A 24,807-nucleotide genomic window follows, 5' to 3' on the forward strand; every position below is an offset into this window, starting at 1 on the left:
GTGCCGGGGCTCAGGCTCCCTGAGCCACCGCGTCCTCGATCGGGGTGGGACCGGAGACGATCTCCCACGTCTTCGCGATGGAGGTTGGCTGAGCCAGGGCGGCGATCACCGTGGCGGCGACGTCCGCTCGCGGGATGCTCCCCCTCTCGACGGAGGTGCCGAGCGTGATCGTGCCGGTGCCCTCGTCGTCCGTGAGTCCTCCCGGCCGCAGGATCGTGTAGTCGAGGCCGGAGTCGCGCAGGGCCGCGTCGGCGTCGCGCTTGGCCTCGACGTAGGCCTTCCAGCCCTCCTCGGTGTCCTCGGGGAGCGGCTCGTCCACTCCGATGGCGCTGACCTGGACGAAGTGCTGGACCCCGACGATCGCGGCGGCCTTCTGGCTGAGGACGGACGCCCCCAGGTCGACGGTGCGCTTGCGCTCCGGGCCCGAGTCGGGTCCGGCACCGGCGGTGAAGACCATGCCGTCGACGTGGCCGAGCGCCTCGGCGAAGGCCTCGGGCGTGGTGTCCTCGAGGTCGTGCACGAGCGGCTCGCCGCCCAGGCGGACGATGTCCTCGGCGTGATCGGGGTTGCGGATCACTCCGACCGACTCGTGGCCGGCGTCGTAGAGCAGGTGCAGGATCTGCTGCCCCACCTTGCCGTGGGCTCCGATGACGGCGATGCGTGTCATGGATGTTCCTCTCCTCGTCGGGGCGGGTCGCCCCGTGTTCGTGGTCACTCCCATCCTGCCGCGACGTCCCTGGACGCCCCAGGCCTTGACGGCGCTCGGGGGCCGGGCCGTCAGGCGGCCAGGCGGTCGTCCCGTCCGGTGATGGCGAGCAGGCGGCTCTGGAGGGAGGCGGCGTCGTCGACCGGCACGGGCGCGGCGTAGAGGCCGCTCGCGCGCAGGGTCTCCTCCTGGGGCGCGAACAGCTCCCAGACCGCTGCGACGAGCTCCTCGTCGAGCCGCTCGTCGCTGCCGGTGGCGCGGGCGAGGTCCCAGGTGTGGACGGTCACATCGGCCGTCTGCTCCTGCAGCAGCTCGACGGCGCTGACAGTGTCGCGCCCCAGCTGCACGGTCGCGGCCGGGTCGACGGTGCGGACCACGACGCGCAGGCGGTCGGTCACGCGGCGCCATTCGCTCCGCAGATCGGTGGCGACGGACTCGAGGCGCAGCGCCGACTCGTCTCCGCCGGAGAGGAGCGTGTGCGCGCGCTGCTGCTCGCGGACGACGTGCAGCACCAGGGCGCGCGTGTCCCACTCGGTGTCGGGCGTGGGGGCCGACCAGTCCTCGACGGCGCCCAGCCGGAGCTCGAAGGCGCGGTGGGCGCGGTCCTGCAGATCGAGCCAGCGGCTCATCTCGGAGCCGGCGCCGGTCTCGGTGGCGGTGGGGGAGTCGGGCTGCTCGTGCGTCATGGTCTCTCCGGAGCGTCGTGGTGCTCGGGTCAACCGCGAGTGGTCGGCGCTCATTCCCGGCCGGCCCGGGGTCGGTGGTCGAGCGGCCGATGTCGGTGGTGCGTGCGAGCATGGCAGGAATCGTGTGCGAGCAGGACGGAGCGGCGTGAGCAGGCAGGACGGCACGGCGTGAGCGAGCAGGACGGCACCGCATGAGCAAGCAGGACGGAAGCGGGCGCCAGGTCACGACGGAGCCCTTCGACGACCCTCGCGCGAGCATCATGCACATCGACATGGACGCGTTCTTCGCCTCCGTCGAGCTGCTCGACCGGCCGGATCTGCGGGGGAGGCCGGTCATCGTCGGCCACCACGGGGCGCGCTCGGTCGTCACGGCGGCGACCTACGAGGCGCGCCGCTACGGCGTCAACTCGGCGATGCCCATGGCGGTCGCCCTCCGCCGCTGCCCGCAGGCCGTGGTCCTCGAACCGCACATGGAGCGCTACCGCGAGGCCTCTCGCCGCGTGATGGCGATCTTCGACTCCTTCACACCGCTGGTCGAGCGCCTGAGCATCGACGAGGCGTTCCTCGACGTCGCGGGGGCTCGCCGCATCTCCGGCTCCCCGTTCGCGATCGGCACCGAGATCCGCCGCCGGGTGCACGCCGAGCTCGGGCTGACGTGCTCGGTCGGGATCGCCAGCACCAAGTTCGTCGCCAAGCTCGCCTCCGGCCGCTCCAAGCCCGACGGCCTGCTGGTCGTCCCTGCCGACGGCGTCCGCGAGTTCCTCGATCCGCTGCCCGTGAGCGCGCTGTGGGGAGTCGGCGCGAGCACGGAGGAGGCGCTCGTCCGCCGCGGTCTGCGCACCGTCGCCGACGTCGCGACCACTCCGCTGCCGTCGCTGGTGTCCGCCCTCGGCGAGGCGACCGGGAGGCGCCTGCACGCCCTGGCGAACGGGGTGGACCCGCGGCCTGTCGACACCCGCCAGATCGAGAAGAGCGCCGGACACGAGATCACCTTCGCCGACGACGTGGCAGATCCGGAGCTCGTCCGCCGCGAGCTGCTGCGGCTCTGCGACAAGGTCGCCGTGCGCCTGCGCCGATCCGGAGTGCGGTGCCGCACCGTCGCGGTGAAGGTCCGCTTCGGCGACTTCAGCACCCTCACCCGCTCCCGCACGCTCGTCGAGGCGACGGACGTGGCCCGCGTCCTCTACGAGGCCTCCTCCGCGCTGCTCGACGCGGCCAACCCGATGCGGCGGCCCGTGCGGCTGATCGGCGTGCGCGGCGAGCAGCTCGTCGAGGGCGACGACGTCGCGTTCTCCCTGTGGAGCGACTCCGACGACTGGCGCGACGCGGAGCTCGCGGTCGACGGAGTGGCCGCCCGCTTCGGCTCCGGAGCCGTGCGTCCCGCCTCGCTCCTGTCCCGGTCGGCTCCCGAGTCGGCCAAGGGGATCGACCTCAGCGACACGCTCGCTACGCGGAGCCGATCGTCAGACTGATCGGGCGGTGGTCCGAGCCGTTCGGCGGCAGGACCGCGACGGTCGCGGCGGTGACGCCGTCGGCGAGCGCGTGGTCGAGCGCGACGAGTGGCAGCAGCGACGGCCACGTCGCCGGGAAGCCGACTCCGCCCGTGCGGACGAGGCCCGCCTCCGCCAGTACCGGAGCGAAGAGGTGGTCGTCCGTCGGCGTGTTGAAATCGCCGATGACCAGCGTCCGCTCCGACTCGTCGTCGCGGAGCGCGGTGGCGAGGTTCGAGAGCATGGTGTCCCGCTCCTCGTGGTCGCCCGGCCGGAACGAGGCCAGGTGCACCACGAACAGGCGTGCGCTGCCGACCGGTGTGTCGACGTCGACGGCGAGCGCGCGCTCCCAGCCGAGACCGAGGTCGAGCGGCTCCTGCGCGGTCAGCTCGGTGCGGCTCCAGACGCCGACTGTGCTCGAGACGGACGAGTACGGGTACTCGTCGGCCAGCTGGGCGTCGACCGCGTCCACGGCGTCTCCGTCGAGCTCCTGCAGCGCTATCACGTCGGGGCCGCGGGCGGCGAGCGAGGCGGCGAGCTCACCCGCGTCGCCGCTCGTCTCGATGTTCTGGCTGACGACGGTGAAGGAGCCGGACCGCACGGCCGGCGCCGGCAGCGCGACCGGCAGCACCAGCACGCCGTAGACCATCGCCAGCACGGTGACCGCGGCCGCCGTCCTGCGCGATCGGAGGGCCGCCGCGGCCGCGATGAGGAGCAGCACGACCAGCCCCGTCCACGGGATCCCGACCTCGAGGACCGACAGCCAGCCGATCGGATCGGGCAGCGCGCGGTGGAAGGCGAGGAAGGCGGCGAGCACGAGGCTCGCGACCGCCACCACGGCCGAGCGCACGGGGCGGCGGCGGGTGCGGGCGGACATCCGTCGATCATGACAGCAGGTCCCCGGAGGTCCATGGACGAGTCCTGTGCGCCGCGGCGGGCCGCTTGTCGCCGCGGAGAGCCGCGGAGTACCGTCGCACCATGCCCAACATCGCAGTCTCCCTGGCCGACACCGTCACCACCGCGGGTACCGCGACGATCTACGGCGAGCCCGTCACCGTCGACGGCGTCTCGCTCGTCCCCGTCGCCCTCCGCTGGTTCGGCTTCGGCGGAGGCAGCGGCTCCGAGGACGGCCAGGAGGGCGGCGGCGGAGGCGGCGCCACGGTCATCCCGATCGGCGCCTACATCAAGGACGACCTCGGCCTGCGGTTCCAGCCGAACGTGATCTCGGTCCTCGCCGTCGGCATCCCCTTCGTGTGGGTGACCGGCAAGGCCCTCGCGCGCATCATCCGCGCCCTCAAGAAGTAGTCGGAGCGGCCCCGCGTCAGCTGGCGCGCTGTTGGCGCGCGGGGTACCACTTCTTCTTCGTCCGGCCGAAGCCGACGATCAGCCGCTCGGCGTCGTCCGGCCGGCGGGGGTCGTAGATCACCGCGGCGGGCTCGCCGGCCATCCATGCGTCGCCGCGCTTCAGCGGATACTTCTGCGCGCGCTTCTCCACACCCTCCGCGGTCCGGTAGACGACCAGGAGCCTGCCCAGATCCCGCGCCGAATCGCGGTCGCCGCGCGACGGATCCGGCCCGACGACGCGCGCCGGCACCCGCGTGCCGTAGCTGAGCAGCTCGCGCCGGATCCGCGCACGGCGCTGCCAGAGCAGGGCCTGCAGCAGGACGATCAGCAGCACGGCCAGGACGACGACCACCGACCACGACATGACGTCTATGATTGCGGACGAACACGGGAGTCCGGTGCACCGGGCTGAGAGGAAGGCAGCAGCCTTCGACCGTCGAACCTGATCTGGGTCATGCCAGCGAAGGAACGTTTCGATCTCCTCTTACCAACCCGTGCCCTCCATTCGCTTCCACGAAAGGGCACGTCAGTGCAGAACACGAACGCGCAGAACACGAACGCGCGAAACACGAACGCGCAGAATCTCACCTCCTCCGGCCCGGCCCGGCGCGATCTGCGCTGGCGGGTCGTCGACATCGTGGTGGCGAGCGTCGTCGCCGTCGCGAGCGGGATCGTCTTCTGGGCGTGGGGCCTGGCGACGAACGTCCTCGGCCTCGCCTTCGAGTTCCTGCCCGGACTCGGCGGTCTCCTCGGCGGCGGCTGGCTCTTCGCCGGTGTCCTCGGCGGCCTGATCATCCGCAAGCCCGGAGCGGCGCTCTACACCGAGCTGGTCGCCGCGGCCGTGTCGGCTCTCATCGGCACCCAGTGGGGCTTCACCGTGCTGATCTCCGGACTCGTGCAGGGACTCGGCGCCGAGATCGTCCTGGCGCTCTTCCTCTACCGCAGCGGCCGTCCGCTCGTCGCGATGCTGGCCGGCGCCGGTGCGGGGCTGGCCCTCGCGATCAACGACCTGCTGTCGTACTACGCCGTCAACGACGCGCTGTTCAAGACCGTCTACGTCGCCTCCTCGATCGTCTCGGGCGCGCTCCTGGCCGGGCTGCTGTCCTGGTTCGCGGTGCGGGGGCTCGCAGCCTCGGGAGCGCTGGACCGCTTCGCCTCGGGGCGCGAGGGCCGGACGGTCGAGGGAGCCGGCGCGGGCGCTCGATGAGCGGCGCCTCCGTCCGGGCGCGGGGCTGGAGCTGGCGGCACGCGGGACGCTCCCGCGACGCCCTCACCGGTCTCGATCTCGCGCTGGAGCCGGGGGAGCGCGTGCTGCTCCTCGGCCCGTCCGGCGCGGGCAAGAGCACGCTGCTGCACGCCCTGGCCGGCGTCCTCGGCGGGGAGGAGGACGGCTCCGCGGCCGGCGAGCTCGAGATCGACGGAGCGGCGCCGCTCACCCGGCGCGGTGCAGCAGGGCTCGTGCTGCAGGATCCGGACACCCAGGCGGTCCTCGCGCGGGTCGGCGACGACGTCGCCTTCGCCTGCGAGAACCTCGGCGTGCCGCGCGAGGAGATACCCGGACGAGTGCGGGAGGCGCTCGGCGACGTCGGACTCGACGTGCCGCTGGACCACTCCACCTCGGCGCTCTCGGGCGGGCAGAAGCAGCGGCTCGCCCTGGCGGGTGTGCTCGCCATGCGTCCGCGGCTCCTGCTCCTCGACGAGCCCACCGCCAACCTCGATCCGGACGGCGTGCGCGAGGTGCGGGCGGCGGTCGAGCGCACGGCCGCCCGCACGGGAGCGACGCTGATCGTCGTCGAGCACCGGGTCGACGTCTGGGTCGGCCTCGTCGACCGGGTCGTGGTGCTCGGGCGGGACGGCGCGGTCGTCGCCGACGGCGCTCCGGCGGAGGTCCTCGATCGGGCGCACGACGTGCTCCGCGCCTCCGGCGTCTGGCTTCCGGGAGACGTCCCCGCCCGGCGCGCCGCGAGCGCGCTGCCGTCGCCCGCCGCCCTCAGCGCCCAGGGCCTCGCCATCGGCCGGCCCGTTCTCGGGCGCCGCCGCGCGAGCGTCGTGGCCTCCGGGCTCGACCTCGCCGTCGACACCGCGCGGGCCACGGCCGTGCTGGGACCCAACGGCGCGGGGAAATCGACCCTCGCGCTCACGCTGGCCGGTCTCCTGCCGCCGGTCGCGGGGCGGGTGACCGCCTCCGAATCGCTCCGCGCCGGTGCGGGCCCCGAGCCGATCCGCTGGACCTCGGCCCAGCTCGCCGGACGGATCGCGATGGTGTTCCAGGAGCCGGAGCACCAGTTCCTCACCGCCCGTGTCCGCGCCGAGCTCGCGCTGGGCGCCCGAGACGAGGCGGAGCGGCATCGGGCGGAGGAGCTCCTGGAGCGGCTCGGCCTCGCGCACCTCGCCGACGCCAACCCCTTCACCCTCTCCGGAGGCGAGAAGCGGCGCCTGGCCGTCGCGTCCGCTCTCACCCGGTCGCCGTCCGTGCTCGTCCTCGACGAGCCGACGTTCGGGCAGGACCGCCTGACCTGGGAGGTGCTCGTCGATCTCCTCGCCGAGCAGCGCGACGCGGGCACGGCGGTGCTCGCCGTCACCCATGACGAGGCGCTGGTCGCCGCCCTCGCCGACTCGGTCCTCACCCTCGGCGCCCGCGAGGCGGTGTCGGGATGACGCTCCTCGACTCCGTTCCCGCGCGCAGCCGGATCGCCCGCGCCAACCCGGTCGCGAAGCTCCTCGCCAGCCTGGTGATCGCGTTCGCGCTCCTGCTCACGGTGGATCCGGTCTCCGCGGCGACCGCGCTGGCGCTCGAGCTGCTGGTTCTGCCCTTCGCAGGGCTCCGCGCGGGAGAGCTCGTGCGGCGGACGGCTCCCGTCTGGATCGCGGCTCCGCTCGCCGGCCTCTCGACGATCCTCTACGGGCGCGACAGCGGCGCCGTCTTCGCGGAGTTCCTCATCGTCTCGGTCACGGAGGGATCGGTCGCCCTCGGGCTGGCCATCGCGCTGCGCGTCCTGGCGATCGGCCTGCCGAGCGTGGTCCTGATCGCCACCACCGACCCGACCGACCTCGCGGACGGCCTCGCGCAGATCCTGCGCCTGCCCTCGCGCTTCGTTCTCGGCGCTCTCGCCGGCATGCGGCTCGTCGGCCTGCTCGTCGACGACTGGCGCACCCTGTCGATGGCCCGCCGGGCCCGAGGGGTCGCCGACGGCCGCGGGCCCGTCGAGGCCCTCCGCAGCCTCGCGGCCCGCACGTTCTCGCTGCTCGTGCTGGCCATCCGCCGGGGGAGCAGACTCGCGACGGCGATGGAGGCGAAGGGCTTCGGCTCCGGCATCCCGCGCACCTGGGCGCGGCAGTCGCGCCTCGGATCCGGCGACGTCCTGCTGCTCGCGGGCGGGGTGCTCATCGCGGCCGTCGCCGTGACCGCCTCCGTCGTCACCGGCTCCTGGAGCTTCGTCCTGCATGGCTGAGCGGATCTCGCCGCTCACGGATCGGACGGCGCGCGACCTCGCCCGCTCCGTGATCGCCCGGCGCCGGCGGACGGTGCTGCTGGACGGACCGAGCGGCTCCGGCAAGTCGACGTTCGCGCGCGCGCTGGTCGAGCAGCTCCGTCTCGTGCCGGCGGCACCGTCCGTCGTGCTCGTGCGGATGGACGACCTCTACCCCGGCTGGACGGGCCTGGACCGGGCGTCGCGGGAGACGGCCGCGACGCTCGTCCGCCCCCACGGTCTCGGCCTCGCAGCGCACTGGCGGCCCTGGAACTGGGCCGCGGAGACGACGGCCGGGTGCCGCGTCGTCCGCGAGACGCTTCTGGTGCTGGAGGGCTGCGGGTCGGCCGGCGCCGCCGCGCGCCGTCACGCCGATCTGGTGGTCTGGCTCGAAGCCGACGACGACGTGCGGCGGACGCGTGCGCTCGACCGCGACGGCGAGCTCTTCGCTCCGCACTGGGACGCCTGGGACCGCGACTTCCGCTCCTACTGCGCTCGGGAGCAGCCCCGGGACCACGCCGACCTCGTGCTGGACACGGGCGGCGCGGGAGCGGTGCGCGGCTGAGGGGTCCCCTCCCAGCGCGGCGACGCGCGGGGGCCGGTGGGAGGCTCTCCTTCGGCGGCGGTCAGGCCCAGCCGAGCTCGTGCAGCCGGTCGTCGTCGATGCCGTAGAAGTGCGCGATCTCGTGGACGAGCGTGACGTGGATCTCGTCGCGCAGCGCGTCCAGATCGTCGCACGCGGCGAGGTGCGGCTCGCGGAACAGCACGATGCGGTCGGGCATCTCGCCGAAGCCGTAGCGCTCGCGCTCGGTGAGGGCGACGCCGTCGTAGTAGCCGAGCAGATCCAGAGTCCCGTCCTCGGGCCGGTCCTCCACGACGAACACGACGTTGTCGAGCCCGTCGACCATGTCGTCCGGGAGCGCGTCGAGCTCGGAGACGACCAGGGCTTCGAAGGCGTTCTCGTCCAGCTCGAGCATCCGGGACCTCTCTGCGTCGGCGATCGCTGCCGGTCGCCGGATGTGCGAAGAGGCCCGGAGTCGGAACTCCGGGCCTCTTCCGCTGCATGCACAGCCACTGGGGTGAGTAACGGGGCTCGAACCCGCGACCTCCTAGACCACAACCAGGCGCTCTGCCAACTGAGCTATACCCACCAGGAGCGTGTTCCGACGGGGTGACCCGCCGAAGCAACTGTACGAGAGTACTACATCCGCGAGGCGAACTCGTCCACGACGGCGGCCGACACGGCCTGCACCTCGGCGGTGCTCGGCCCCGGCTGCTCCACGAACACGGCCCGGCGGTAGTACTGCAGCTCGCGGATGCTCTCGAGGATGTCGGCGAGGGCGCGGTGGCCGCCGTGCTTCTGGGGCGCGTTGAAGTAGATGCGCGGGAACCAGCGGCGTGCCAGCTCCTTGATCGTGCTGACGTCGACGTTGCGGTAGTGCAGGTGGCCGTCGAGGCGCGGCATGAACTTCGCGAGGAAGGCGCGGTCGGTGCCGATCGAGTTGCCGGCGAGGGGGGCCTGCTGCTCCGCCGGGACGTGCTTGAGCACGTACTCGAGCACCTCGTACTCGGCCTCCGCGACGCTGACGCCGGAGGGGATCTCGACCAGCAGGCCGGAGGTCTCGTGCATCGACCGGACGAAGTCGCCCATGTTCTCGAGCGCCGTCGCGTCGGGCCGGATGACGAGGGAGAGCCCCTCGTCGAGCGGGTTCAGCTCGAAGTCGGTGACGACGACGGCGATCTCGACGAGCTCGTCGACGGAGAGGTCGAGCCCCGTCATCTCGCAGTCGATCCAGACAAGACGGTCGGGGGCGCTACTCATGCGGGGCAGTCTATCGGCGGCCGCCGACACCCGGTCCGGCCGCCCCGCTCCTCCTACACTGGATCCTCGTGATCACGCTCGCCTGCTGCCTCCTGATCGTCAACGCCGTGTGGAACGCGATCGTCTGGCCGCCCTTCCTCCGCCGCGTCCGCAAGGACCCGCGGGCGCGGGACGCGGACGGCCGCGCCACGACCTTCCTCCGCGTGCACACCGTCCTCATCGGCGTCTCGCTCGCCCTCGCCGTCGTCTCCCTGGTCGTGGGAGTGCTGGGACTCGTCCGGGGCGCCTAGACCCCGGCGGGCGTGGCCCCCGCGCTTCGGTATCGTGGTCGGAGTCCGCCCCCGTAGCTCAGCGGATAGAGCAGGAGCCTTCTAATCTCTTGGTCGCAGGTTCGATTCCTGCCGGGGGCACCATCGGATCGGGAGCGCGCCGGTCGCCGTCCCGGGTCCTCTTCCACGATGGCCCGTCGATCATCGACGACGCGTCGCACTCGTCTTCGGGCCGCGTCTCGGGCGGCCCCGCGCGCCTTCGAGGAGTGACGCCCGGCACCCACGGGGTTTTTCTCCGCTCCGGTGCCCCTCGGACGAGGACTCGCGGTCGCTGCACCATTAACACACCGGCAAATCGGAGGCAACACCGGCGTGTTTCCCACCCGATGTCGTTTGAGTGTCAGTCAGGCACCTAGTCTTGGGGTGTCCGGAATTACAACGACGTAACGAACGGAGGTACGACCATGCTGCTCCTCGCCATCCTCGGTGGAATCGCCGTCGCGTGGACGATCGTCGCGGCGCCACTCGCCGTACTGGTCGGCCGAGTCGCCCGTGCACGTGATGCACACAGCTAGTCAGTACACGCACCGCCCGCACCACGGAGAAGGCCCCGATCGCACTCGCGATCGGGGCCTTCTCTCGTCCGCCGGGGCGGCTCAGACCGACGTGTGCTCCTCGCGGCGGTCGTCGTCCGAGGCGGGACGTTCGAACCGGGTCTCGTCGGCTCGCACCACGGCGTCGTCGTCGGCTTCCGCCGGTACGACCGGACGGTCCCCGTTCTCCTGCGCAGAGGGAATCGCGTCGGGCTCCGCGTCCGAGGACTGCGGCTGCTCCGCGGACGGAGCCGAGCGCTGCGGGTCGACGGGCGGCAGCTCCTCGACAGGGCGCTCGCGCGAGGGCACCTCCAGGCGGTCGACGTCGGCGAGCAGGCGGCGGGTCTCCTCCTGCGAGGCGTCCCCGGCCGACGCGGGGAGGACGATCGTGGGCGTCTGCGGGGCTGCGCCGGACGCGGAGCCCGCACCGACGACGACCGGCGCGACGGCGGTCGGCGGAGCGGCCGCGGGAGCGGTGCGCTCCGGCGCGGACTCGCCGGCGCTCGCGACCCGATCGGACGACGGTGCGGACTCGGCGGAGCGGTCGCGACCGGTCTCCGAGAAGCGCCAGCGCTCGAGGTCGGCGAGGAAGGCCTTCCGGGCGCGTCCGGGCTTGTCCCGCCACTGCACGAGACGGTCGCGGAACTCGCCCACGCTGGCCTGCGTCTGGTAGCCGCCGGTGCTCGACGTGTGCTTCAGCTCGGCGAGCTCGTGAGCGGCCCAGTTGGCCGCGACTCCGGAGCCCTTGACAGGCAGGAGGCGCAGATGCGTCTCGGCCTGCGCGGACGCGCGGTCGCTGAGGACGCGCTCCGGGCTGCTGAGGACGTTCCAGGCGGAGGCGTCGACCGCGGCGTCGACGAGCGTGGCGATGACCGCGTTCTTCCGCTCGTGGTCCTGCTGGCGGATCAGTCGCGCGATCGACGCGCGGAAGACGGAGCCGATCACGATCGCTCCGACCACCACGGCCAGCAGGACCACAGCGGCCGTGAAGACCGCCTGGTGCCCGTCGCTCGTGCGGATCCAGGACATGAACTCGTTCCACCACTGCATGGGGCGAACGCTATCCGGGGCGGTCGCCGTGGCCCGGTCGGCACGCCGCCGACCGGGCGGATCGGCGCGTCAGGCGACGCGGAAGACCTCGATCGCGTCGTCGACGCTCCAGAACTCGCCGAGCTCGGCGCCGGCGGGCATGCCCGCTCTCAGCAGCCGGGCGCGGTACCGCTCGCCGAGCGGATCCTCGACCAGCTCGATGTGACCGACGACGGCGCCCGAGCCGGTGCTCACGCGCCACAGCCGGGCGTTGACCCGGGTGAGCGTCGGCGGGGTGCGGGTGGCGTGCAGCGTGGACAGGGACATCGGTTCCTCCTGCTCGAGTCTCGGAGCACCCACCGGCCGAGTGCTGTCGCAGACTACGGCGGACCACCGACATCCCCGCCCGCGCGTCAGCGCAGGGTCGTGCCGTGCACCGCGAACTCCTCGATCGCGTCGGTCTCCTCCTGCGAGAGGGGGCCGGCGTCCAGCGCGGCGACGTTCTGCTCGAGCTGCGCGACGCTCGACGCGCCGATGATGGCGCTCGTGACGGTGGGCACCCGGAGCACCCAGCTCAGGGCGAGCTGGGCCAGCGACTGGCCGCGCTGCTGCGCGATCGCGTTCAGGCCGCGGGCCCGCGTCAGGTACGCCTCGTCGATCCGGTCGGAGGAGAGGAAGCGCGACGTCGCCGCACGGGACCCCTCCGGCACGGTGCCGTCGAGGTAGCGGTCGGTCAGGAGCCCCTGCGCCAGTGGCGAGAAGACGATGCAGCCGGTGCCGAGCTCGTCGAGCACCGGGAAGAGGCCGTCCTCGGGTCCGCGGTCGAAGAGCGAGTAGCGGGGCTGGTGCAGGAGGAGCGGGACTCCGCTGCCCGCCAGAGCCGCCTGCGCGGCCCGGGTCTGCTCGGGCGAGTAGTTGGAGATGCCGGCGTAGAGCGCCTTGCCCGACTCCACCGCCGAGACGAGAGCGCCCATCGTCTCCTCGATCGGAGTCTCCGGGTCCGGCCGGTGCGAGTAGAAGACGTCGACGTAGTCGACGCCGATCCGCTGCAGGCTCTGGTCGAGCGAGGAGAGCAGGTACTTGCGCGAGCCGCCGTCCCCGTACGGGCCGGGCCACATGTCGTATCCGGCCTTGGACGAGATGACGATCTCGTCGCGGTACGGGCGGAGGTCCTCCGCGAGGATGCGGCCGAAGGCCGTCTCAGCAGCACCGTACGGCGGTCCGTAGTTGTTCGCGAGGTCGAAGTGGGTGACGCCCAGGTCGAACGCGCGGCGGAGGATCGCGCGCTGCGTGTCGAGGGAGCGGTCGGATCCGAAGTTGTGCCAGAGGCCCAGCGACAGGGCGGGCAGCAGCAGACCGCTCCGTCCGGTGCGTCGGTAGTCCACGCGGTCGTAGCGGGCGGGGGCGGCGTCGTAGCTCACGCCGCGACTCTATTGCAGGGGGAGGATCCGCGGAATGCAGGGGGCGGGGAGCGTGTTGGACCGACTGACGCCTCCGGCACCCCGGACGCGTCGACGCGACAGGAAGTGAGTCACACGCAATGCGCACATTCGTACTCGCCGGAGGATGCTTCTGGTGTCTGGACGCCGTCTACCGCGTCCTCGACGGCGTGACCGACGTCGTCTCCGGCTACACCGGCGGCCGCACGACCGAGCCCGACTACGAGGACGTCTGCTCCGGGCGCACCGGTCACGCCGAGGCCGTCGCCGTCACGTTCGACCCGGACGTCATCCCCGAGCAGGTGATCCTCGACGTCTTCTTCACCCTGCACGACCCGCGTCAGCTGAACCGCCAGGGCAACGACGTCGGCACGCAGTACCGCTCGGCGATGTTCTACTCCTCCGACGAGGAGAAGGAGCTGTTCGAGTCGGCGCGCGACCGCGCGTCCGAGTGGTGGGACGGACCGATCGTCACCGAGATCTCGCCGCTGGGCGTCTACTACCCGGCCGAGGACTACCACCAGGACTTCTTCGCGAAGAACCCGGGCCAGGGCTACTGCATGGCGGTCGCGCTGCCCAAGGTGAACAAGATCCGCACGTCCTACTCGAGGTACATCACCGCGTCGTGACGTTCCTCCACAGGGGACGATCCGCTCGTCCTCTCCTCAGAAGGGCCCGCCTCCACCTCGGAGACGGGCCCTTCGTCGCGACACTGGCCCTGCGGCGCCCGAGCGGTACCAGCCCCCTCCGCCCGGGCGCCGTCCCCGTCGCAGCCGTGGCGGGGCAGGAGTAGAGAGGACACGACCATGACCGACACCCTGACCGTCATCGGGACCATCGGCACCGAGCCCCGGAGCATCGACACCTCGAGCGGGACCGCGATGACCAGCTTCCGGCTCGCTTCGACGCAGCGGCGCTACGACCGCTCGGAGCAGCGCTGGGTCGACGTCTCGACCAACTGGTACACCGTCACCGCCTTCAACGGCCTGGCCGGCAACGCGCTGTCCTCCCTCTCGCGCGGCGACCGGATCCTCGTCACCGGGCGGCTCGGTGTGAGGGCCTGGGAGGCGGGAGGCAAGACCGGCACCGACGTGGTCCTCACCGCCGAGGGCATCGGGCACGACCTCGCCTGGGGGACCAGCAGCTTCACGAAGACCGTCGGGCGCGCCTCCGCTCCCGCCCCCGCCGCCGAGCCGGCGTGGAGCGAGGAGGCGCCACGTGAGGGCGCCCCGGCGGCGGACTGGGGAGCGGCGGGCCACGACCGCGGCGATGCGGCACCCGAGCCGCCGGTGGCGGTGGGCGTCGGCGGAGGCGCTCCCGGTCTCTCGGTAGGATCCGGGGAGACCCCGTTCTGATCCGGGGGACCGGAGCGAGAGCCGTCCCGGTCGGGAGGAGCCGGGCGTGACACGGAACCGAGCGGCCCGCATCGCGCTCGCGCTCGGCGGTCTCGCCGTCTGCCTCGCCGGCTGCACGTCGCCGTCGGCGCCGGACCCCGTGGTCTCCTCCTCCGCGGCCGAGGCGCCGGCACCCGTGGAGTCCACCGCACCCGTCGCCTTCGTGCCGGGCGGGACGACCGAGCAGAACCTCCCGGTCTTCGAGCAGACCCTCCGAGCTGCGGCCGAGCCCGATCCGGAGGTGAGCGGCTCGAGCGTCGTCGACGCGCTCGTGGCAGCGGGGTTCTCCCGCGAGTCGATGCAGCTGACGGCCGACGAGACCTCGGTCGGGCTCGACGCGGACTCGGTGCAGGTCTCCGTCAAGCTCGGCGAGTCGTGCCTCATCGGCCAGTACGGCCCGAAGAGCGGCGGGGTGCGGGCGGTGATCGCGGCACCGATCGCGACCGGCGCGTGCCTGGTCGGCCGGACCGTCCCGATCGAGGGCTGACGCGCCGGCGTCGATCGGCAACGGTTCGACCCCGCGCCCCGGTCGGGGACGGAAAGGGCGAAAGGATCCTCGACACCGTCCCCCTCCCTCGGTCGCGAAGGGGTCGAGGCGCCGTCCGCCATGCCCGGAGGACCACGTCGACCGGTGCGGATCCGAGCATCGACGCCCACTCTCATGACGGGGCGGCCGGCGGGGGAGGCGGTCGGCGCCGTCCCGCCCTCCCCTGAAGGCTGCTCCGCACGGTTAGGCTGCCCTGACCGACACGTGTGCCCCGGCGCGGGCACAGGGTCGGACGTGCCGACGGGAGCGCTCGGCACGAGGACCACGACGAGGGGGAACTCGCCATGACCACATCCCGACCGCAGACGACGACGCGAGCGAGGTGGATGCGCACCGCCCTCGCGGTAGCGAGCACGGCAGCCGTCGTCCTCGGAGTGACGACAGGAGCCGGAGCGGCCGCCGCCGCGGAGAGCCGGATGGTCGCTCTGACGAGCCCCTACAACTGGTCGACCACCGAGACGTTCTCGGCCGCCCAGATCAGTCCCGTCGCGGGCGACGTCACCGGGCTCGACGTCACGCTGTCCGACTCCGCTCGGCCGACGGGTTCCTACCCGGCGTTCACGACCTACAACTGGGCGATCGGGGACTACGACCTGGTCGGCTCGGCGAACCTCGCATCCGGGAGCCGCAGCTTCCGCATCGACCTGAAGCAGCCCCTCGCCTCGTTCGGCGGCGGGACCGTCGCTCTGCAGATCACCGCGCAGAAGCAGCCGATCAAGAACCCCCGGGAGCCGATCGGCCAGCCGGTCGACAGCGGTTACGAGCTGACCACGTCGGCCACCCTCTCCGTCGCGGGAGCCTCCGGCAGCGGCGGCGTCGGCGGGGTCGACCTCAGCGGGACCGCGCAGACGCTCCAGCGCAGCGCCGCGTACTTCGCGTACAGCAACGCCGCCGAGGTGCCGGAGGTCAAGGGCGGCGACACCGTCGTCCTCGAGTCCAACCAGCCCGGCTTCTACGACCTGCAGGGACTCGCCGCGTACGTCGGATCCAGCAGGACCGAGCGGATCCCCGCCCAGGTGACCGCGGACAACGACCAGTCCAAGGTCACCGTGACGATCCCCTCCAGCGCCTACGACGCCTACAAGGACCGCGCGAGCAGCCTGCTCCAGGTCACCGGCGTCAGCAACGGCAGGGTGCAGCAGCCCCGCGGAGCGACCATCACATCGGACGCCGCGGTCCGCGTGACCGGAAGCGGACCCACCACCCCGCCCGTCACCCCGACGCCCACGGCCACCGCGACCACCCCGCCGGTGACGCCCGCGCCGACCACTACTCCGACGGCTCCGCCCGCCGGCTCGCCGGTCGTCTCGCGCATCTCGGGCTCCGACCGTCAGGGCACCGCGGTCGAGGTGTCCAAGCGCACCTTCCCGGCGAACGTCCCCGTCGTCTACGTCGCCACCGGGCAGAACTTCCCGGACGCGCTCAGCGCCGGACCCGCCGCGGCCACGGCGGGCGGGCCGCTGCTCCTGGTCGACCGCGACTCGATGAGCCAGGTCGTCCGCACCGAGCTGACGCGCCTCAAGCCCGCGAAGATCGTCGTCGTCGGCTCCGAGCTCAGCGTCGGCAGCCAGGTCTACAGCGACCTGGCCGGGTACGCGACCAACAGGAACATCACGCGCCTCGGCGGAGTCGACCGCTACGACACGTCGAAGAAGATCCTGCAGTACGCCTTCCCCGCCGGCTCCTCGAGGGCCTGGCTGGCGACGGGCGAGAAGTTCCCCGATGCTCTGAGCGCCAGCGCCGCGGCCGGCGCGAAGGACGCTCCGGTGGTGCTGACCAACGGCACCGGCTCCACGGTGGACCCCCTCACCCAGCAGATCATCAGCGGCCTCAAGATCAGGACGCTGACCATCGCGGGATCCTCGCTCTCGGTCAGCGACGGCATCGAGCGCTCGATCACGGGCCCGTCGATCACCCGCATCGGCGGGACCGACCGGTACGACACCTCGGAGAAGCTGAACAAGGCGGCCTTCACCTCGGCGGAGACCGTCTACCTCGCGACCGGTGAGAAGTTCCCCGACGCCCTGGCCGGCGCCACGGCGGCGGGCTTCACCGGGAGCCCGCTCTTCGCGGTCCAGCCCACCTGCGTGCCCCGGGCGGTCCTCGCCGACATCTCCGCGTCCAAGGCGACTCAGGTGATCCTGCTCGGCAGCACCGACACGCTGTCCGAGGCGGTGGAGCGCCTGACGCCCTGCAGCTGATCCGCACCGTCGGCCGCTGACGAGATCCGCCCTCCCCACCGGCTCCGGCCGGAGCGGAGGGCGGATCTCGTCAGCGGCGGTCCCTCCGACGCGGACCGGCGAGTTCCCGTTATCCTCGTCTGGTGCGGACGGTCCCGCGGCCCGCGCACCGCGTCGGCCGGGGCCCGGCGTCCCGCCCCGGTCCGAGCCTGCGTCAGCGCCTCCGCGCGGAGCAGGGGACCGGCGGGCGAGGCGACTCCGCGCAGACCGACGGACTTGAGGACTGGGTATGGCTGAATACATCTACTCGATGGTGCGCGCGCGGAAGGCGGTCGGTGACAAGCTGATCCTGGACGACGTGACCATGTCGTTCCTTCCGGGAGCGAAGATCGGCGTGGTCGGGCCCAACGGCGCCGGCAAGTCGACGATCCTGAAGATCATGGCGGGGCTGGACACGCCGAGCAACGGCGAGGCGCGGCTGAGCCCGGGCTACACCGTCGGCATCCTGATGCAGGAGCCCGAGCTCGACGAGACCAAGACGGTGCTCGAGAACGTCCAGGAGGGCGTGGGCGAGATCAAGGGCAAGATCGACCGCTTCAACGAGATCTCGCTCGCGATGGCCGACCCGGACGCGGACTTCGACAGCCTCCTCGCCGAGATGGGCACCCTGCAGGAGGCGATCGACGCCGCCGACGCCTGGGACCTGGACTCGCAGCTCGAGCAGGCGATGGACGCCCTGCGGACCCCGCCGGGGGACTCCCTCGTCACCAACCTCTCGGGTGGCGAGAAGCGCCGCGTGGCGCTCACCAAGCTCCTCCTGCAGAAGCCCGACCTGCTGCTGCTCGACGAGCCCACCAACCACCTCGACGCCGAGAGCGTGCTCTGGCTCGAGCAGTTCCTCTCGAAGTACCCCGGCGCCGTGCTCGCCGTCACCCACGACCGGTACTTCCTCGACAACGTCGCGGCGTGGATCGCCGAGGTCGACCGCGGCCACCTCTACCCCTACGAGGGCAACTACTCGACGTACCTCGAGAAGAAGAGCGCCCGCCTGGAGGTCCAGGGCAAGAAGGACGCCAAGCTCGCCAAGCGCCTCACCACCGAGCTCGACTGGGTGCGCAGCAACGCCAAGGGCCGCCAGGCCAAGTCGAAGGCGCGCCTGGCGCGCTACGAGGAGATGGCAGCGGAGGCCGAGAAGACGCGCGTGCTCGACTTCGAGGAGATCGTCATCCCCGTCGGCCCCCGCCTGGGCTCCCAGGTCATCGACGCGAAGAAGCTGCACAAGCAGTTCGGCGAGCGCGTCCTGATCGACGACCTGAGCTTCACCCTGCCCCGCAACGGCATCGTCGGCGTCATCGGCCCGAACGGCGTCGGCAAGACCACGCTCTTCAAGACGATCGTCGGCTTCGAGCCGCTGGACTCCGGCGACCTCAGGATCGGCGAGACGGTCGACATCTCGTACGTCGACCAGAGCCGCGGCGGCATCGACCCGCAGAAGAACCTGTGGGAGGTCGTCTCCGACGGGCACGACTACATCACCGTCGGGAAGACCGAGATCCCCTCCCGCGCCTACGTCTCGCAGTTCGGCTTCAAGGGCCCGGACCAGCAGAAGAAGGCCGGCGTCCTCTCCGGCGGCGAGCGGAACCGCCTCAACCTCGCGCTGACGCTCAAGCAGGGCGGCAATCTGCTCCTGCTCGACGAGCCCACCAACGACCTCGACGTCGAGACCCTGGGCAGCCTCGAGAACGCGCTCCTCGAATTCCCGGGCTGCGCCGTGGTCATCACGCACGACCGGTGGTTCCTCGACCGGATCGCGACCCACATCCTCGCCTACGAGGGCACCGAGGAGGATCCGGCCAACTGGTACTGGTTCGAGGGCAACTTCGAGGCCTACGAGGAGAACAAGATCGAGCGCCTCGGCCCGGACGCGGCGAAGCCGCACCGCTCCGCCTACCGCAAGCTCACCCGCGACTGATGCGCCTGCACGTCGCCATCCCGCTGCGCTGGTCGGACTTCGACGCCTACGCGCACGTGAACAACGCCGAGATGCTGCGCCTGCTCGAGGAGGCGCGCATCCAGGCGTTCTGGAAACCGGACTCGCCGCAGCCCGGCGGGATGGCGACGGCGGTCCTCGACGCCCGGCCGGGCGCCGAGTCGATCAGCCTCATCGCCCGGCAGGAGATCGAGTACCTCGCGCCCATCCCGTACATGCGCGCGCCGATCGAGGTGGAGCTGTGGATCGGGCGGATCGGCGGCGCGAGCCTCGAGGTCTGCTACGAGCTCTACTCGCCCGCCGGCGTCGTCCCGCGGGTGCTCTTCACGAAGGCGGCCACCACTCTGGTACTGGTCACCGCCGCGACGGGCAGGCCCCAGCGCATCCCCGAGGAGCTCCGCGAGGCGTGGGGCCCCTACGTCGAGGAGCCCATCACCTTCTCGAAGCGGGGCTGAGCTCAGCCCAGGGGGACGCGGACCATGCCCTCCTGGGCGACGCTCGCCACGAGCACGCCCTCCTGGGTGTAGATCCGCCCGAGCGAGAGTCCGCGTCCGCCGGACGCGCTCGGCGCCTCCTGCACGTAGAGGAGCCACTGGTCCACGCGCGCGGGGCGGTGCCACCACATCGCGTGGTCGAGGCTCGCGATCCGCAGGCCGGGCGTCGTCCAGGCCGCGCCGTGCCGGCGGAGCGTGGATTCGAGGATCGTGTAGTCGCTCGCGTAGGCGAGGGCGGCGCGGTGCAGCATCGGATCGTCCGGCAGCGGTCCGAGCGAGCGCATCCACACGCTCTGGTGCGCGACCCGCTCGGGGTCGGCCCGGAGGTAGACCGGCTGCTCGACGTGCCGCACGTCGAAGGGGCGCTGAGTGGCCCAGAAGCTGCCGACCGGGTGGTCGACGCCCGCGAGGATCTCGGCGGTGCTCGGCAGCGACTCCGGGTCGGGGATCCCCTCCGGCATCGGCGCCTGGTGGTCGAGGCCCTCGTCCTCGGTCTGGAACGAGGCGATCATCGAGAGGATGGGGCGGCCGTTCTGGTAGGCCTGCGTCCGCCGCGTGCAGAAGGAGCGGCCGTCGTGGATCCGGTCGACCGAGAACGTGATCGGCAGGGAGACGTCCCCGGGGCGGAGGAAGTACCCGTGCATCGAGTGCACGGAGCGCCCCTCGACGGTGCGACCGGCTGCGATGAGCGACTGTGCGAGGACCTGGCCGCCGAAGACCCGCCCCTCGGGCATCCACTGCGAGGGACCCGTCGAGATGTCCTCGCTGGTGCGGGCGCCGGTGTCCGTCAGGTCGAGCGCGGTGAGGAACGAGGACAGGGGATCGGGCACGGTACCTCCGGGGTGTCGGTCGGTGGGGCGAACGGCCTCGGGTAAGTTTATCGACGCGATGAGTTCGTCCTTCTCCCTGGCGGATCCGCCGAGCCTGTCGGATCTGCGCGTCTTCCTCGGCCGTTCGGCTCGGGTCGAGGACGGTGCGGTCCGGCTCCTCGCCGACGACCACGTGCTGGCCGCCTACACCCCGATCCTCCAGCCCCGCGGTCTGCTGGACCGCTCCGCGACCGTGCTGGGCCTGCGCGTCTTCGCGCTCGACGAGCCCACCGGCTTCGACCGGGTCGTGCCGATCCGAGCGCTGTCGGACCGTCTCGCCCGGCTGCAGTGGGAGCCGGGCGGAGCGGACGGCAAGCCGGTCGTGCTGCCCGACGGCGACGACGCGACGGCGGGGCCCTGGGCGGGTGTCTCCCCGCCCCGCGGCGGCTGGGCCCGGCGCGAGCCCGTGGACCCCGGCTTCCTGGAGCGTGTGGCGCGCGAGGGGATCGACGAGATCGCGGCGGCCGTCGGCTCCGAGACGGGCGAGCAGATCGTCGGACGCGTGCGCTCGAGCGTCTGGGGCCGACCGCTCGTCGGCCTCGAGGACGTCCCCGCGGGAGCGGCGTTCGCCCTCTTCGCGCTCGGGTTCCTCGGCGCCGACGACCCCGTGGCCCTGCTCGAGAGCGGCGCCTGGCGCCGGCTCACCTCGCGCCGCGGGCACGTGCTGGTCCGCACCCCGGGCTGAGCGGCTACTCCTCGAAGGTGTTCACCATCGCGTGGGCGGCGCGCTCCAGGTAGTCCCAGAGCAGGGCGTCATCGGCCGGAGCGAGCTCGAGATCGTCGACGGCGGTCCGCATGTGCTGGAGCCAGTGGTCGCGGGCTTCGGGGTTGATCCGGAAGGGCTGGTGCCGCATCCGCAGGCGCGGGTGCCCGCGCTCCTCGCTGTACGTGCCCGGTCCGCCCCAGTACTGCTCGAGGAAGCCGGTGAGGCGCTGGATCGCGCCCTCGAGGTCGTGCTCGGGGTACATCGGCCAGAGCACCTCGTCCTCGCGGACGCCCTCGTAGAACCGACGGACGAGTCGCTCGAACGTCGGCCGACCGCCGAGGTGCTCCCAGAAGCTGCGCAGCGGAGGAGTTCCGCCGATCTGCAGGCCGCTCACGAGCGCGGTCCCGTCGGACCGGAGGTGCCGCCGCCGTCCTGAGGTGGCGTTCCGCTCCCGCGCCGCAGCGCCCGGGGGAGCCGCACGGGCTTGCCGTGCTCGGTGCTGATCGTGGGGGAGGGCGTGGTCCGCGGCGGCTTGGCGCCTCCGACGCTGGTCGCTCCCTCGAAGCCCTCGAGGACGACGGTGGCCAGCGAGGGGAGCTTCACGTCGAGCGCGTCGAGCGACCTCTTCAGGCGCAGGCGCAGCTCGCGGGCGACGTCGTCCTTCGCGGTGGTGCGGGTCTTGACGACGACCCGGATGACCAGGGCGTCGTCGGCGATGGACTCCAGGCCCCAGAGCTCCGGCTTGTCGATGATCCGGGCCCGCCAGCGGCTGCTCGCCGCCAGCTCGTTCGCGGTGGCGAGGACCGTGGACTGCACCTGCTCGAGATCCGTCTCGTAGGGCACGGCCAGGTCGACGATGACGCGCGACCAGCCCTGCGACATGTTCCCGACCCGGACGATCTCGCCGTTCCGGACGAACCAGAGGGTCCCGTTGACGTCGCGGATCTGCGTCACACGGACGCCGACCGACTCGACCACGCCCGTCGCCTGCCCCGTGTCGACGACGTCGCCGACCCCGAGCTGGTCCTCCGCGACCATGAACAGTCCGTTCAGGACGTCCTTCACGATGTTCTGAGCGCCGAAGCCCAGGCCCGCGCCGAGGGCGGCGGTCAGCAGGGCGAAGGAGCCGATGAGGTCCTTGTCGATGGTCGTCACGATCATCACCAGGGCGATCACGACGATCAGGATCGAGCTCAGGTTGTTGAGGATCGACCCGAGCGTGCGCGTGCGCTGCACGACCCGCACGGCCGCGAGCGGCGACGCGGCGATCGACTGGGTGTCCTCGACCCGCTGGCGGCGCTTCACTCCCGACACGATCTGGTCGACGACGCGGCCGATCATGAAGTGGGCGATGACGCGCACCAGCAGCGCGCCCAGCACGATCCCGAGGATCGCGACCACCTTCCAGAAAGGCTCGGACTCGAAGAAGGAGACGGTGGCGGCGACAGGGTCCGGGGTGGAGGTCTGAAGAAGCAGCATGACCGCTCCAGGCTACGGGACGCCTCCCTCCGAGTCGGGTGCACGGGCCCCGAGCGCGTATAGATTCGAAGCGGGTCCGCTCGGACCCGGACACCGCCCTGGGAAGGACGCCCGATGCTCCACTCCACCCGGACTCCCGCCGAGAAGCGCCGCCTCTTCCGCGAGCGCCTCGCCTCGGGCGAGCTGCTGCAGCTGCCCGGCGCGTTCACTCCGCTCTCCGCGCGCCTCATCGAGGCGAAGGGCTTCGACGGGATCTACGTCTCGGGCGCCGTGCTCTCGGCCGAGCTGGGGCTCCCGGACATCGGGCTCACCACGCTCAGCGAGGTGGCCGGCCGCTCGCAGCAGATCGCGCGCCTGACCGACCTCCCGGTCCTCGTCGACGCGGACACCGGCTTCGGCGAGCCGCTGAACGTCGCGCGCACGGTGCAGATGCTCGAGGACGCCGGAGTGGCGGGGCTGCACATCGAGGACCAGGTGAACCCCAAGCGCTGCGGGCACCTGGACGGCAAGGCCGTCGTCGACGAGGCGACGTCGGTGCGGAGGATCGCGGCGGCCGTCGACGCGCGCCGCGACTCCGATCTGGTGATCATGGCCCGCACCGACATCCGCGCCCTCGACGGCCTGCCTGCCGCGATCGACCGCGCCAAGCGCCTCGTCGACGCCGGAGCCGACGCGGTGTTCCCCGAGGCGATGCGCGACCTGTCCGAGTTCGAGGCCGTGCGCGCCGCGATCGACGTGCCGATCCTCGCCAACATGACCGAGTTCGGCAAGAGCGAGCTGTTCACCGCGCAGCAGCTCGCCGACGTCGGCGTGAACGTCGTGATCCACCCGGTCTCGCTGCTCCGGATCGCGATGGGGGCCGCGATGCGGGCGCTCGACGCCCTCAAGGCCGAGGGGTCGCTCCGCTCGGAGGTCCCGGGCATGCAGACGCGCGCCGAGCTCTACGAGCTCCTCGACTACGCGTCCTACAGCCGCTTCGACGAGAGCGTCTTCGACTTCTCGCTCGCCGACCACTACGGCGCCTGAGCGCGCCGACCCGCACGAACCGGCGGCGCCCCCCGGCGCCGCCGCCCGCCTCTCGCGAAGGAGCGAAGGATGAGCACGACCGATCAGGACATCCGCAAGGGACTCGTGGGGGTCGTCGTCGACACGACGGCCGTCTCGAAGGTCGACCCGGCGTCGAACTCACTGCTCTACCGCGGCTACCCCGTGCAGGAGCTCGCGGCGGGGACCTCGTTCGAGGACGTGGCCTGGCTGCTCTGGCACGGCGAGCTCCCGACTGCGGAGGAGGCGGCCGGGCTGGCCGCCGTGGAGCGGTCCCACCGCGGCCTGGCCCCCGAGGTGCGCACCGTGATCGACCTGCTGCCGCTGTCGGCGCATCCGATGGACGTGGTGCGGACGGCGGTGAGCGTCCTGGGCGCCCTCGACGAGGATGCGGACGCCGACGCTCCCGAGGCCGTGCTGGAGCGCTCCGTGCGGCTCTGGGCGGCGCTGCCCGCGATCGTCGCCTACGCCCAGCGCCGCCTGCGCGGTCTCGAGCCGATCGAGCCGCGCGACGACCTCGACTACTCCGAGAACTTCCTGTGGACGACCTTCGGCGAGGTGCCGGAGCCGGTCGTCGTCGACGCGTTCCGCGTCTCCCTGGTGCTCTACGCCGAGCACTCCTTCAACGCCTCGACCTTCACGGCCCGCGTCGTGACGTCGACACTGTCGGACGTCTACTCCGCGGTGACCGCCGCCGTGGGAGCGCTCAAGGGCCCGCTCCACGGCGGGGCGAACGAGGCCGTGCTGCACGTGCTCGACGAGGTCGGGACCGGACCGGAGGCGGACCGGCGGTCCCGCGAGTGGCTCGCCGAGGCTCTCGGGCAGCGCCGGAAGGTCATGGGGTTCGGCCACCGGGTCTACAAGTCCGGCGACTCGCGGGTGCCGACCATGGACGCCGCTCTCCGGCGGCTCGCCGAGCACGAGGGGGCCGGCGAGCTCATCGAGCTCTACGACGCTCTGGCCGAGGCGATGGCCGAGCGGACGGGGATCCTGCCGAACCTCGACTACCCGTCCGGCCCCGCCTATCGGCTGATGGGGTTCGACACCGAGATCTTCACGCCGCTGTTCGTCGCGGCGCGCGTGGTGGGCTGGACCGCCCACGTGATCGAGCAGCGGGGCTCGAACGCGCTCATCCGGCCGCTGTCCGCCTACGACGGGCCGGAGCGCCGCTCTGTCCCGCAGCGCTAGGCGCCGGAGGCGCGGCGAGCGCCGTCCGGTCCCGCAGCGCCGAGCGCCGGGGGACCGGACCGCTCCGG

Annotated in this window: 28 protein-coding genes, 2 tRNA genes and 1 riboswitch; of the genes, 17 read left to right on the top strand and 13 right to left on the bottom strand. The window is 72.2% G+C overall.

Annotated features, from left to right (window positions below; all coding sequences use genetic code 11):
* Window positions 1-10 precede the first annotated feature (10 nt).
* Both C5D08_RS04520 and C5D08_RS04525 read right to left on the bottom strand, forming a co-directional pair.
* Window positions 11-667, bottom strand: a complete 657-nt coding sequence (locus C5D08_RS04520) for an SDR family oxidoreductase (RefSeq protein WP_104276022.1) — start codon at window positions 665-667, stop codon at window positions 11-13.
* A 110-nt stretch (window positions 668-777) separates the two neighbouring features.
* Complete coding sequence (locus C5D08_RS04525) at window positions 778-1,392, bottom strand: TIGR03086 family metal-binding protein (RefSeq protein ID WP_219815150.1); 615 nt, start codon at window positions 1,390-1,392, stop codon at window positions 778-780.
* 191 nt (window positions 1,393-1,583) lie between these two features.
* Here C5D08_RS04525 and dinB point away from each other — a divergent pair, with 191 nt between their 5' ends.
* The gene (gene dinB / locus C5D08_RS04530; RefSeq protein WP_104276023.1) at window positions 1,584-2,864 is read left to right on the top strand and encodes a DNA polymerase IV; all 1,281 of its coding nucleotides are present in this window, start codon (window positions 1,584-1,586) and stop codon (window positions 2,862-2,864) included.
* Here the strand turns inward: dinB and C5D08_RS04535 are convergent.
* Complete coding sequence (locus C5D08_RS04535; RefSeq protein WP_104276024.1) at window positions 2,839-3,759, bottom strand: endonuclease/exonuclease/phosphatase family protein; 921 nt, start codon at window positions 3,757-3,759, stop codon at window positions 2,839-2,841. The two genes, dinB and C5D08_RS04535, sit on opposite strands and share 26 nt — an antisense overlap.
* Before the next feature lie 101 nt (window positions 3,760-3,860).
* Here C5D08_RS04535 and C5D08_RS04540 point away from each other — a divergent pair, with 101 nt between their 5' ends.
* A complete protein-coding gene (locus tag C5D08_RS04540; protein ID WP_104276025.1) occupies window positions 3,861-4,187 on the top strand; it encodes a hypothetical protein in 327 nt (108 codons plus the stop codon).
* 16 nt (window positions 4,188-4,203) lie between these two features.
* Here the strand turns inward: C5D08_RS04540 and C5D08_RS04545 are convergent, their stop codons facing one another.
* Entirely contained in the window at window positions 4,204-4,590 is a 387-nt protein-coding gene (locus tag C5D08_RS04545) for a DUF3592 domain-containing protein (protein WP_104276026.1), read from the bottom strand.
* 14 nt (window positions 4,591-4,604) lie between these two features.
* Window positions 4,605-4,712: riboswitch (TPP riboswitch) on the top strand.
* A 43-nt stretch (window positions 4,713-4,755) separates the two neighbouring features.
* Between C5D08_RS04545 and C5D08_RS04550 the strand changes: the two genes are divergently transcribed.
* Genes C5D08_RS04550 through C5D08_RS04565 form a run of 4 tightly spaced genes read left to right on the top strand, consistent with a single transcriptional unit; the run spans window position 4,756 to window position 8,261 of the window.
* On the top strand, window positions 4,756-5,433 hold the full coding sequence (locus C5D08_RS04550; protein WP_374953947.1) for an ECF transporter S component: 678 nt from the start codon (window positions 4,756-4,758) through the stop codon (window positions 5,431-5,433).
* Complete coding sequence (locus tag C5D08_RS04555; RefSeq protein WP_104276027.1) at window positions 5,430-6,884, top strand: ABC transporter ATP-binding protein; 1,455 nt, start codon at window positions 5,430-5,432, stop codon at window positions 6,882-6,884. The genes C5D08_RS04550 and C5D08_RS04555 overlap by 4 nt, the downstream gene beginning before the upstream one ends.
* On the top strand, window positions 6,881-7,678 hold the full coding sequence (locus C5D08_RS04560; protein WP_104276028.1) for an energy-coupling factor transporter transmembrane protein EcfT: 798 nt from the start codon (window positions 6,881-6,883) through the stop codon (window positions 7,676-7,678). The genes C5D08_RS04555 and C5D08_RS04560 overlap by 4 nt, the downstream gene beginning before the upstream one ends.
* A complete protein-coding gene (locus C5D08_RS04565) occupies window positions 7,671-8,261 on the top strand; it encodes an AAA family ATPase (RefSeq protein WP_146086077.1) in 591 nt (196 codons plus the stop codon). The genes C5D08_RS04560 and C5D08_RS04565 overlap by 8 nt, the downstream gene beginning before the upstream one ends.
* 61 nt (window positions 8,262-8,322) lie before the next feature.
* Here the strand turns inward: C5D08_RS04565 and C5D08_RS04570 are convergent, their stop codons facing one another.
* The 3 genes from C5D08_RS04570 to orn all read right to left on the bottom strand — a co-directional run bounded on the left by C5D08_RS04570 (window position 8,323) and on the right by orn (window position 9,518).
* Window positions 8,323-8,673, bottom strand: coding sequence for a metallopeptidase family protein (locus tag C5D08_RS04570; protein WP_104276029.1), 351 nt, complete (start codon window positions 8,671-8,673; stop codon window positions 8,323-8,325).
* Between the two features lie 98 nt (window positions 8,674-8,771).
* A tRNA-His gene (locus tag C5D08_RS04575) sits at window positions 8,772-8,847 on the bottom strand.
* A gap of 50 nt (window positions 8,848-8,897) precedes the next feature.
* Window positions 8,898-9,518 (bottom strand): oligoribonuclease, encoded by a 621-nt coding sequence (gene orn / locus C5D08_RS04580; RefSeq protein WP_104276030.1) that lies wholly within the window; start codon window positions 9,516-9,518, stop codon window positions 8,898-8,900.
* Window positions 9,519-9,586: 68 nt separating this feature from the next.
* On the opposite strand from orn, the gene C5D08_RS04585 reads away from it, so the two are divergent.
* Window positions 9,587-9,808 (top strand): SCO4848 family membrane protein, encoded by a 222-nt coding sequence (locus tag C5D08_RS04585; protein WP_104223717.1) that lies wholly within the window; start codon window positions 9,587-9,589, stop codon window positions 9,806-9,808.
* A 47-nt stretch (window positions 9,809-9,855) separates the two neighbouring features.
* A tRNA-Arg gene (locus tag C5D08_RS04590) sits at window positions 9,856-9,931 on the top strand.
* Window positions 9,932-10,443: 512 nt separating this feature from the next.
* Here C5D08_RS04590 and C5D08_RS04595 read toward each other — a convergent pair.
* The 3 genes from C5D08_RS04595 to C5D08_RS04605 all read right to left on the bottom strand — a co-directional run bounded on the left by C5D08_RS04595 (window position 10,444) and on the right by C5D08_RS04605 (window position 12,830).
* Window positions 10,444-11,430 carry a hypothetical protein gene (locus tag C5D08_RS04595; protein WP_104276031.1) on the bottom strand — a complete coding sequence of 329 codons (987 nt, stop codon included), beginning with the start codon at window positions 11,428-11,430 and terminating at the stop codon, window positions 10,444-10,446.
* A 69-nt stretch (window positions 11,431-11,499) separates the two neighbouring features.
* Window positions 11,500-11,736, bottom strand: coding sequence for a hypothetical protein (locus C5D08_RS04600; protein ID WP_104223715.1), 237 nt, complete (start codon window positions 11,734-11,736; stop codon window positions 11,500-11,502).
* An 86-nt stretch (window positions 11,737-11,822) separates the two neighbouring features.
* Window positions 11,823-12,830: an aldo/keto reductase gene (locus tag C5D08_RS04605; RefSeq protein ID WP_104276032.1), complete on the bottom strand. Its 1,008-nt coding sequence runs from the start codon at window positions 12,828-12,830 to the stop codon at window positions 11,823-11,825.
* A gap of 119 nt (window positions 12,831-12,949) precedes the next feature.
* On the opposite strand from C5D08_RS04605, the gene msrA reads away from it, so the two are divergent.
* The 6 genes from msrA (at window position 12,950) to C5D08_RS04635 (ending at window position 19,414) form a co-directional block, all read left to right on the top strand.
* Complete coding sequence (gene msrA, locus C5D08_RS04610) at window positions 12,950-13,477, top strand: peptide-methionine (S)-S-oxide reductase MsrA (protein ID WP_104276033.1); 528 nt, start codon at window positions 12,950-12,952, stop codon at window positions 13,475-13,477.
* 177 nt (window positions 13,478-13,654) lie between these two features.
* Window positions 13,655-14,203 (top strand): single-stranded DNA-binding protein, encoded by a 549-nt coding sequence (locus C5D08_RS04615; RefSeq protein WP_104276034.1) that lies wholly within the window; start codon window positions 13,655-13,657, stop codon window positions 14,201-14,203.
* Between the two features lie 46 nt (window positions 14,204-14,249).
* The gene (locus tag C5D08_RS04620; RefSeq protein WP_104276035.1) at window positions 14,250-14,729 is read left to right on the top strand and encodes a DUF6993 domain-containing protein; all 480 of its coding nucleotides are present in this window, start codon (window positions 14,250-14,252) and stop codon (window positions 14,727-14,729) included.
* Window positions 14,730-15,073: 344 nt separating this feature from the next.
* Window positions 15,074-16,990 carry a cell wall-binding repeat-containing protein gene (locus C5D08_RS04625; RefSeq protein ID WP_146082490.1) on the top strand — a complete coding sequence of 639 codons (1,917 nt, stop codon included), beginning with the start codon at window positions 15,074-15,076 and terminating at the stop codon, window positions 16,988-16,990.
* A 268-nt stretch (window positions 16,991-17,258) separates the two neighbouring features.
* Window positions 17,259-18,941: an energy-dependent translational throttle protein EttA gene (gene ettA, locus C5D08_RS04630; protein ID WP_104276037.1), complete on the top strand. Its 1,683-nt coding sequence runs from the start codon at window positions 17,259-17,261 to the stop codon at window positions 18,939-18,941.
* On the top strand, window positions 18,941-19,414 hold the full coding sequence (locus C5D08_RS04635) for a thioesterase family protein (protein WP_104276038.1): 474 nt from the start codon (window positions 18,941-18,943) through the stop codon (window positions 19,412-19,414). The genes ettA and C5D08_RS04635 overlap by 1 nt, the downstream gene beginning before the upstream one ends.
* Window positions 19,415-19,416: 2 nt before the next feature.
* Here C5D08_RS04635 and C5D08_RS04640 read toward each other — a convergent pair whose 3' ends face one another.
* Window positions 19,417-20,283, bottom strand: a complete 867-nt coding sequence (locus C5D08_RS04640; RefSeq protein WP_244230637.1) for an acyl-CoA thioesterase II — start codon at window positions 20,281-20,283, stop codon at window positions 19,417-19,419.
* Between the two features lie 58 nt (window positions 20,284-20,341).
* On the opposite strand from C5D08_RS04640, the gene C5D08_RS04645 reads away from it, so the two are divergent.
* A complete protein-coding gene (locus C5D08_RS04645) occupies window positions 20,342-21,007 on the top strand; it encodes a hypothetical protein (RefSeq protein WP_104276039.1) in 666 nt (221 codons plus the stop codon).
* 4 nt (window positions 21,008-21,011) lie between these two features.
* On the opposite strand, the gene C5D08_RS04650 is transcribed toward C5D08_RS04645, so the two are convergent.
* Window positions 21,012-21,422, bottom strand: a complete 411-nt coding sequence (locus C5D08_RS04650; RefSeq protein WP_308471626.1) for a globin — start codon at window positions 21,420-21,422, stop codon at window positions 21,012-21,014.
* Window positions 21,419-22,507 carry a mechanosensitive ion channel family protein gene (locus tag C5D08_RS04655; RefSeq protein WP_104276040.1) on the bottom strand — a complete coding sequence of 363 codons (1,089 nt, stop codon included), beginning with the start codon at window positions 22,505-22,507 and terminating at the stop codon, window positions 21,419-21,421. The genes C5D08_RS04650 and C5D08_RS04655 overlap by 4 nt, the downstream gene beginning before the upstream one ends.
* 114 nt (window positions 22,508-22,621) lie before the next feature.
* Between C5D08_RS04655 and prpB the strand changes: the two genes are divergently transcribed.
* Window positions 22,622-23,533 carry a methylisocitrate lyase gene (gene prpB / locus C5D08_RS04660; protein ID WP_104276041.1) on the top strand — a complete coding sequence of 304 codons (912 nt, stop codon included), beginning with the start codon at window positions 22,622-22,624 and terminating at the stop codon, window positions 23,531-23,533.
* Window positions 23,534-23,602: 69 nt separating this feature from the next.
* The gene (locus tag C5D08_RS04665) at window positions 23,603-24,739 is read left to right on the top strand and encodes a bifunctional 2-methylcitrate synthase/citrate synthase (protein ID WP_104276042.1); all 1,137 of its coding nucleotides are present in this window, start codon (window positions 23,603-23,605) and stop codon (window positions 24,737-24,739) included.
* The last annotated feature ends 68 nt before the right edge of the window (window positions 24,740-24,807 follow it).

The sequence above is a fragment of the Rathayibacter sp. AY1B6 genome, assembly GCF_002932755.1.
Taxonomy (GTDB): Bacteria; Actinomycetota; Actinomycetes; order Actinomycetales; family Microbacteriaceae; genus Rathayibacter.

Bases quoted from the DNA above. Each gene is read 5' to 3' on its own strand.
- C5D08_RS04520 (WP_104276022.1), bottom strand. From the start codon at position 667: ATGACACGCATCGCCGTCATCGGAGCCCACGGCAAGGTGGGGCAGCAG.
- C5D08_RS04525 (WP_219815150.1), bottom strand. From the start codon at position 1,392: ATGACGCACGAGCAGCCCGACTCCCCCACCGCCACCGAGACCGGCGCC.
- dinB (WP_104276023.1), top strand. From the start codon at position 1,584: ATGAGCAAGCAGGACGGAAGCGGGCGCCAGGTCACGACGGAGCCCTTC.
- C5D08_RS04535 (WP_104276024.1), bottom strand. From the start codon at position 3,759: ATGTCCGCCCGCACCCGCCGCCGCCCCGTGCGCTCGGCCGTGGTGGCG.
- C5D08_RS04540 (WP_104276025.1), top strand. From the start codon at position 3,861: ATGCCCAACATCGCAGTCTCCCTGGCCGACACCGTCACCACCGCGGGT.
- C5D08_RS04545 (WP_104276026.1), bottom strand. From the start codon at position 4,590: ATGTCGTGGTCGGTGGTCGTCGTCCTGGCCGTGCTGCTGATCGTCCTG.
- C5D08_RS04555 (WP_104276027.1), top strand. From the start codon at position 5,430: ATGAGCGGCGCCTCCGTCCGGGCGCGGGGCTGGAGCTGGCGGCACGCG.
- C5D08_RS04560 (WP_104276028.1), top strand. From the start codon at position 6,881: ATGACGCTCCTCGACTCCGTTCCCGCGCGCAGCCGGATCGCCCGCGCC.
- C5D08_RS04565 (WP_146086077.1), top strand. From the start codon at position 7,671: ATGGCTGAGCGGATCTCGCCGCTCACGGATCGGACGGCGCGCGACCTC.
- C5D08_RS04570 (WP_104276029.1), bottom strand. From the start codon at position 8,673: ATGCTCGAGCTGGACGAGAACGCCTTCGAAGCCCTGGTCGTCTCCGAG.
- orn (WP_104276030.1), bottom strand. From the start codon at position 9,518: ATGAGTAGCGCCCCCGACCGTCTTGTCTGGATCGACTGCGAGATGACG.
- C5D08_RS04595 (WP_104276031.1), bottom strand. From the start codon at position 11,430: ATGCAGTGGTGGAACGAGTTCATGTCCTGGATCCGCACGAGCGACGGG.
- C5D08_RS04600 (WP_104223715.1), bottom strand. From the start codon at position 11,736: ATGTCCCTGTCCACGCTGCACGCCACCCGCACCCCGCCGACGCTCACC.
- msrA (WP_104276033.1), top strand. From the start codon at position 12,950: ATGCGCACATTCGTACTCGCCGGAGGATGCTTCTGGTGTCTGGACGCC.
- C5D08_RS04615 (WP_104276034.1), top strand. From the start codon at position 13,655: ATGACCGACACCCTGACCGTCATCGGGACCATCGGCACCGAGCCCCGG.
- C5D08_RS04625 (WP_146082490.1), top strand. From the start codon at position 15,074: ATGACCACATCCCGACCGCAGACGACGACGCGAGCGAGGTGGATGCGC.
- ettA (WP_104276037.1), top strand. From the start codon at position 17,259: ATGGCTGAATACATCTACTCGATGGTGCGCGCGCGGAAGGCGGTCGGT.
- C5D08_RS04635 (WP_104276038.1), top strand. From the start codon at position 18,941: ATGCGCCTGCACGTCGCCATCCCGCTGCGCTGGTCGGACTTCGACGCC.
- C5D08_RS04645 (WP_104276039.1), top strand. From the start codon at position 20,342: ATGAGTTCGTCCTTCTCCCTGGCGGATCCGCCGAGCCTGTCGGATCTG.
- C5D08_RS04655 (WP_104276040.1), bottom strand. From the start codon at position 22,507: ATGCTGCTTCTTCAGACCTCCACCCCGGACCCTGTCGCCGCCACCGTC.
- prpB (WP_104276041.1), top strand. From the start codon at position 22,622: ATGCTCCACTCCACCCGGACTCCCGCCGAGAAGCGCCGCCTCTTCCGC.
- C5D08_RS04665 (WP_104276042.1), top strand. From the start codon at position 23,603: ATGAGCACGACCGATCAGGACATCCGCAAGGGACTCGTGGGGGTCGTC.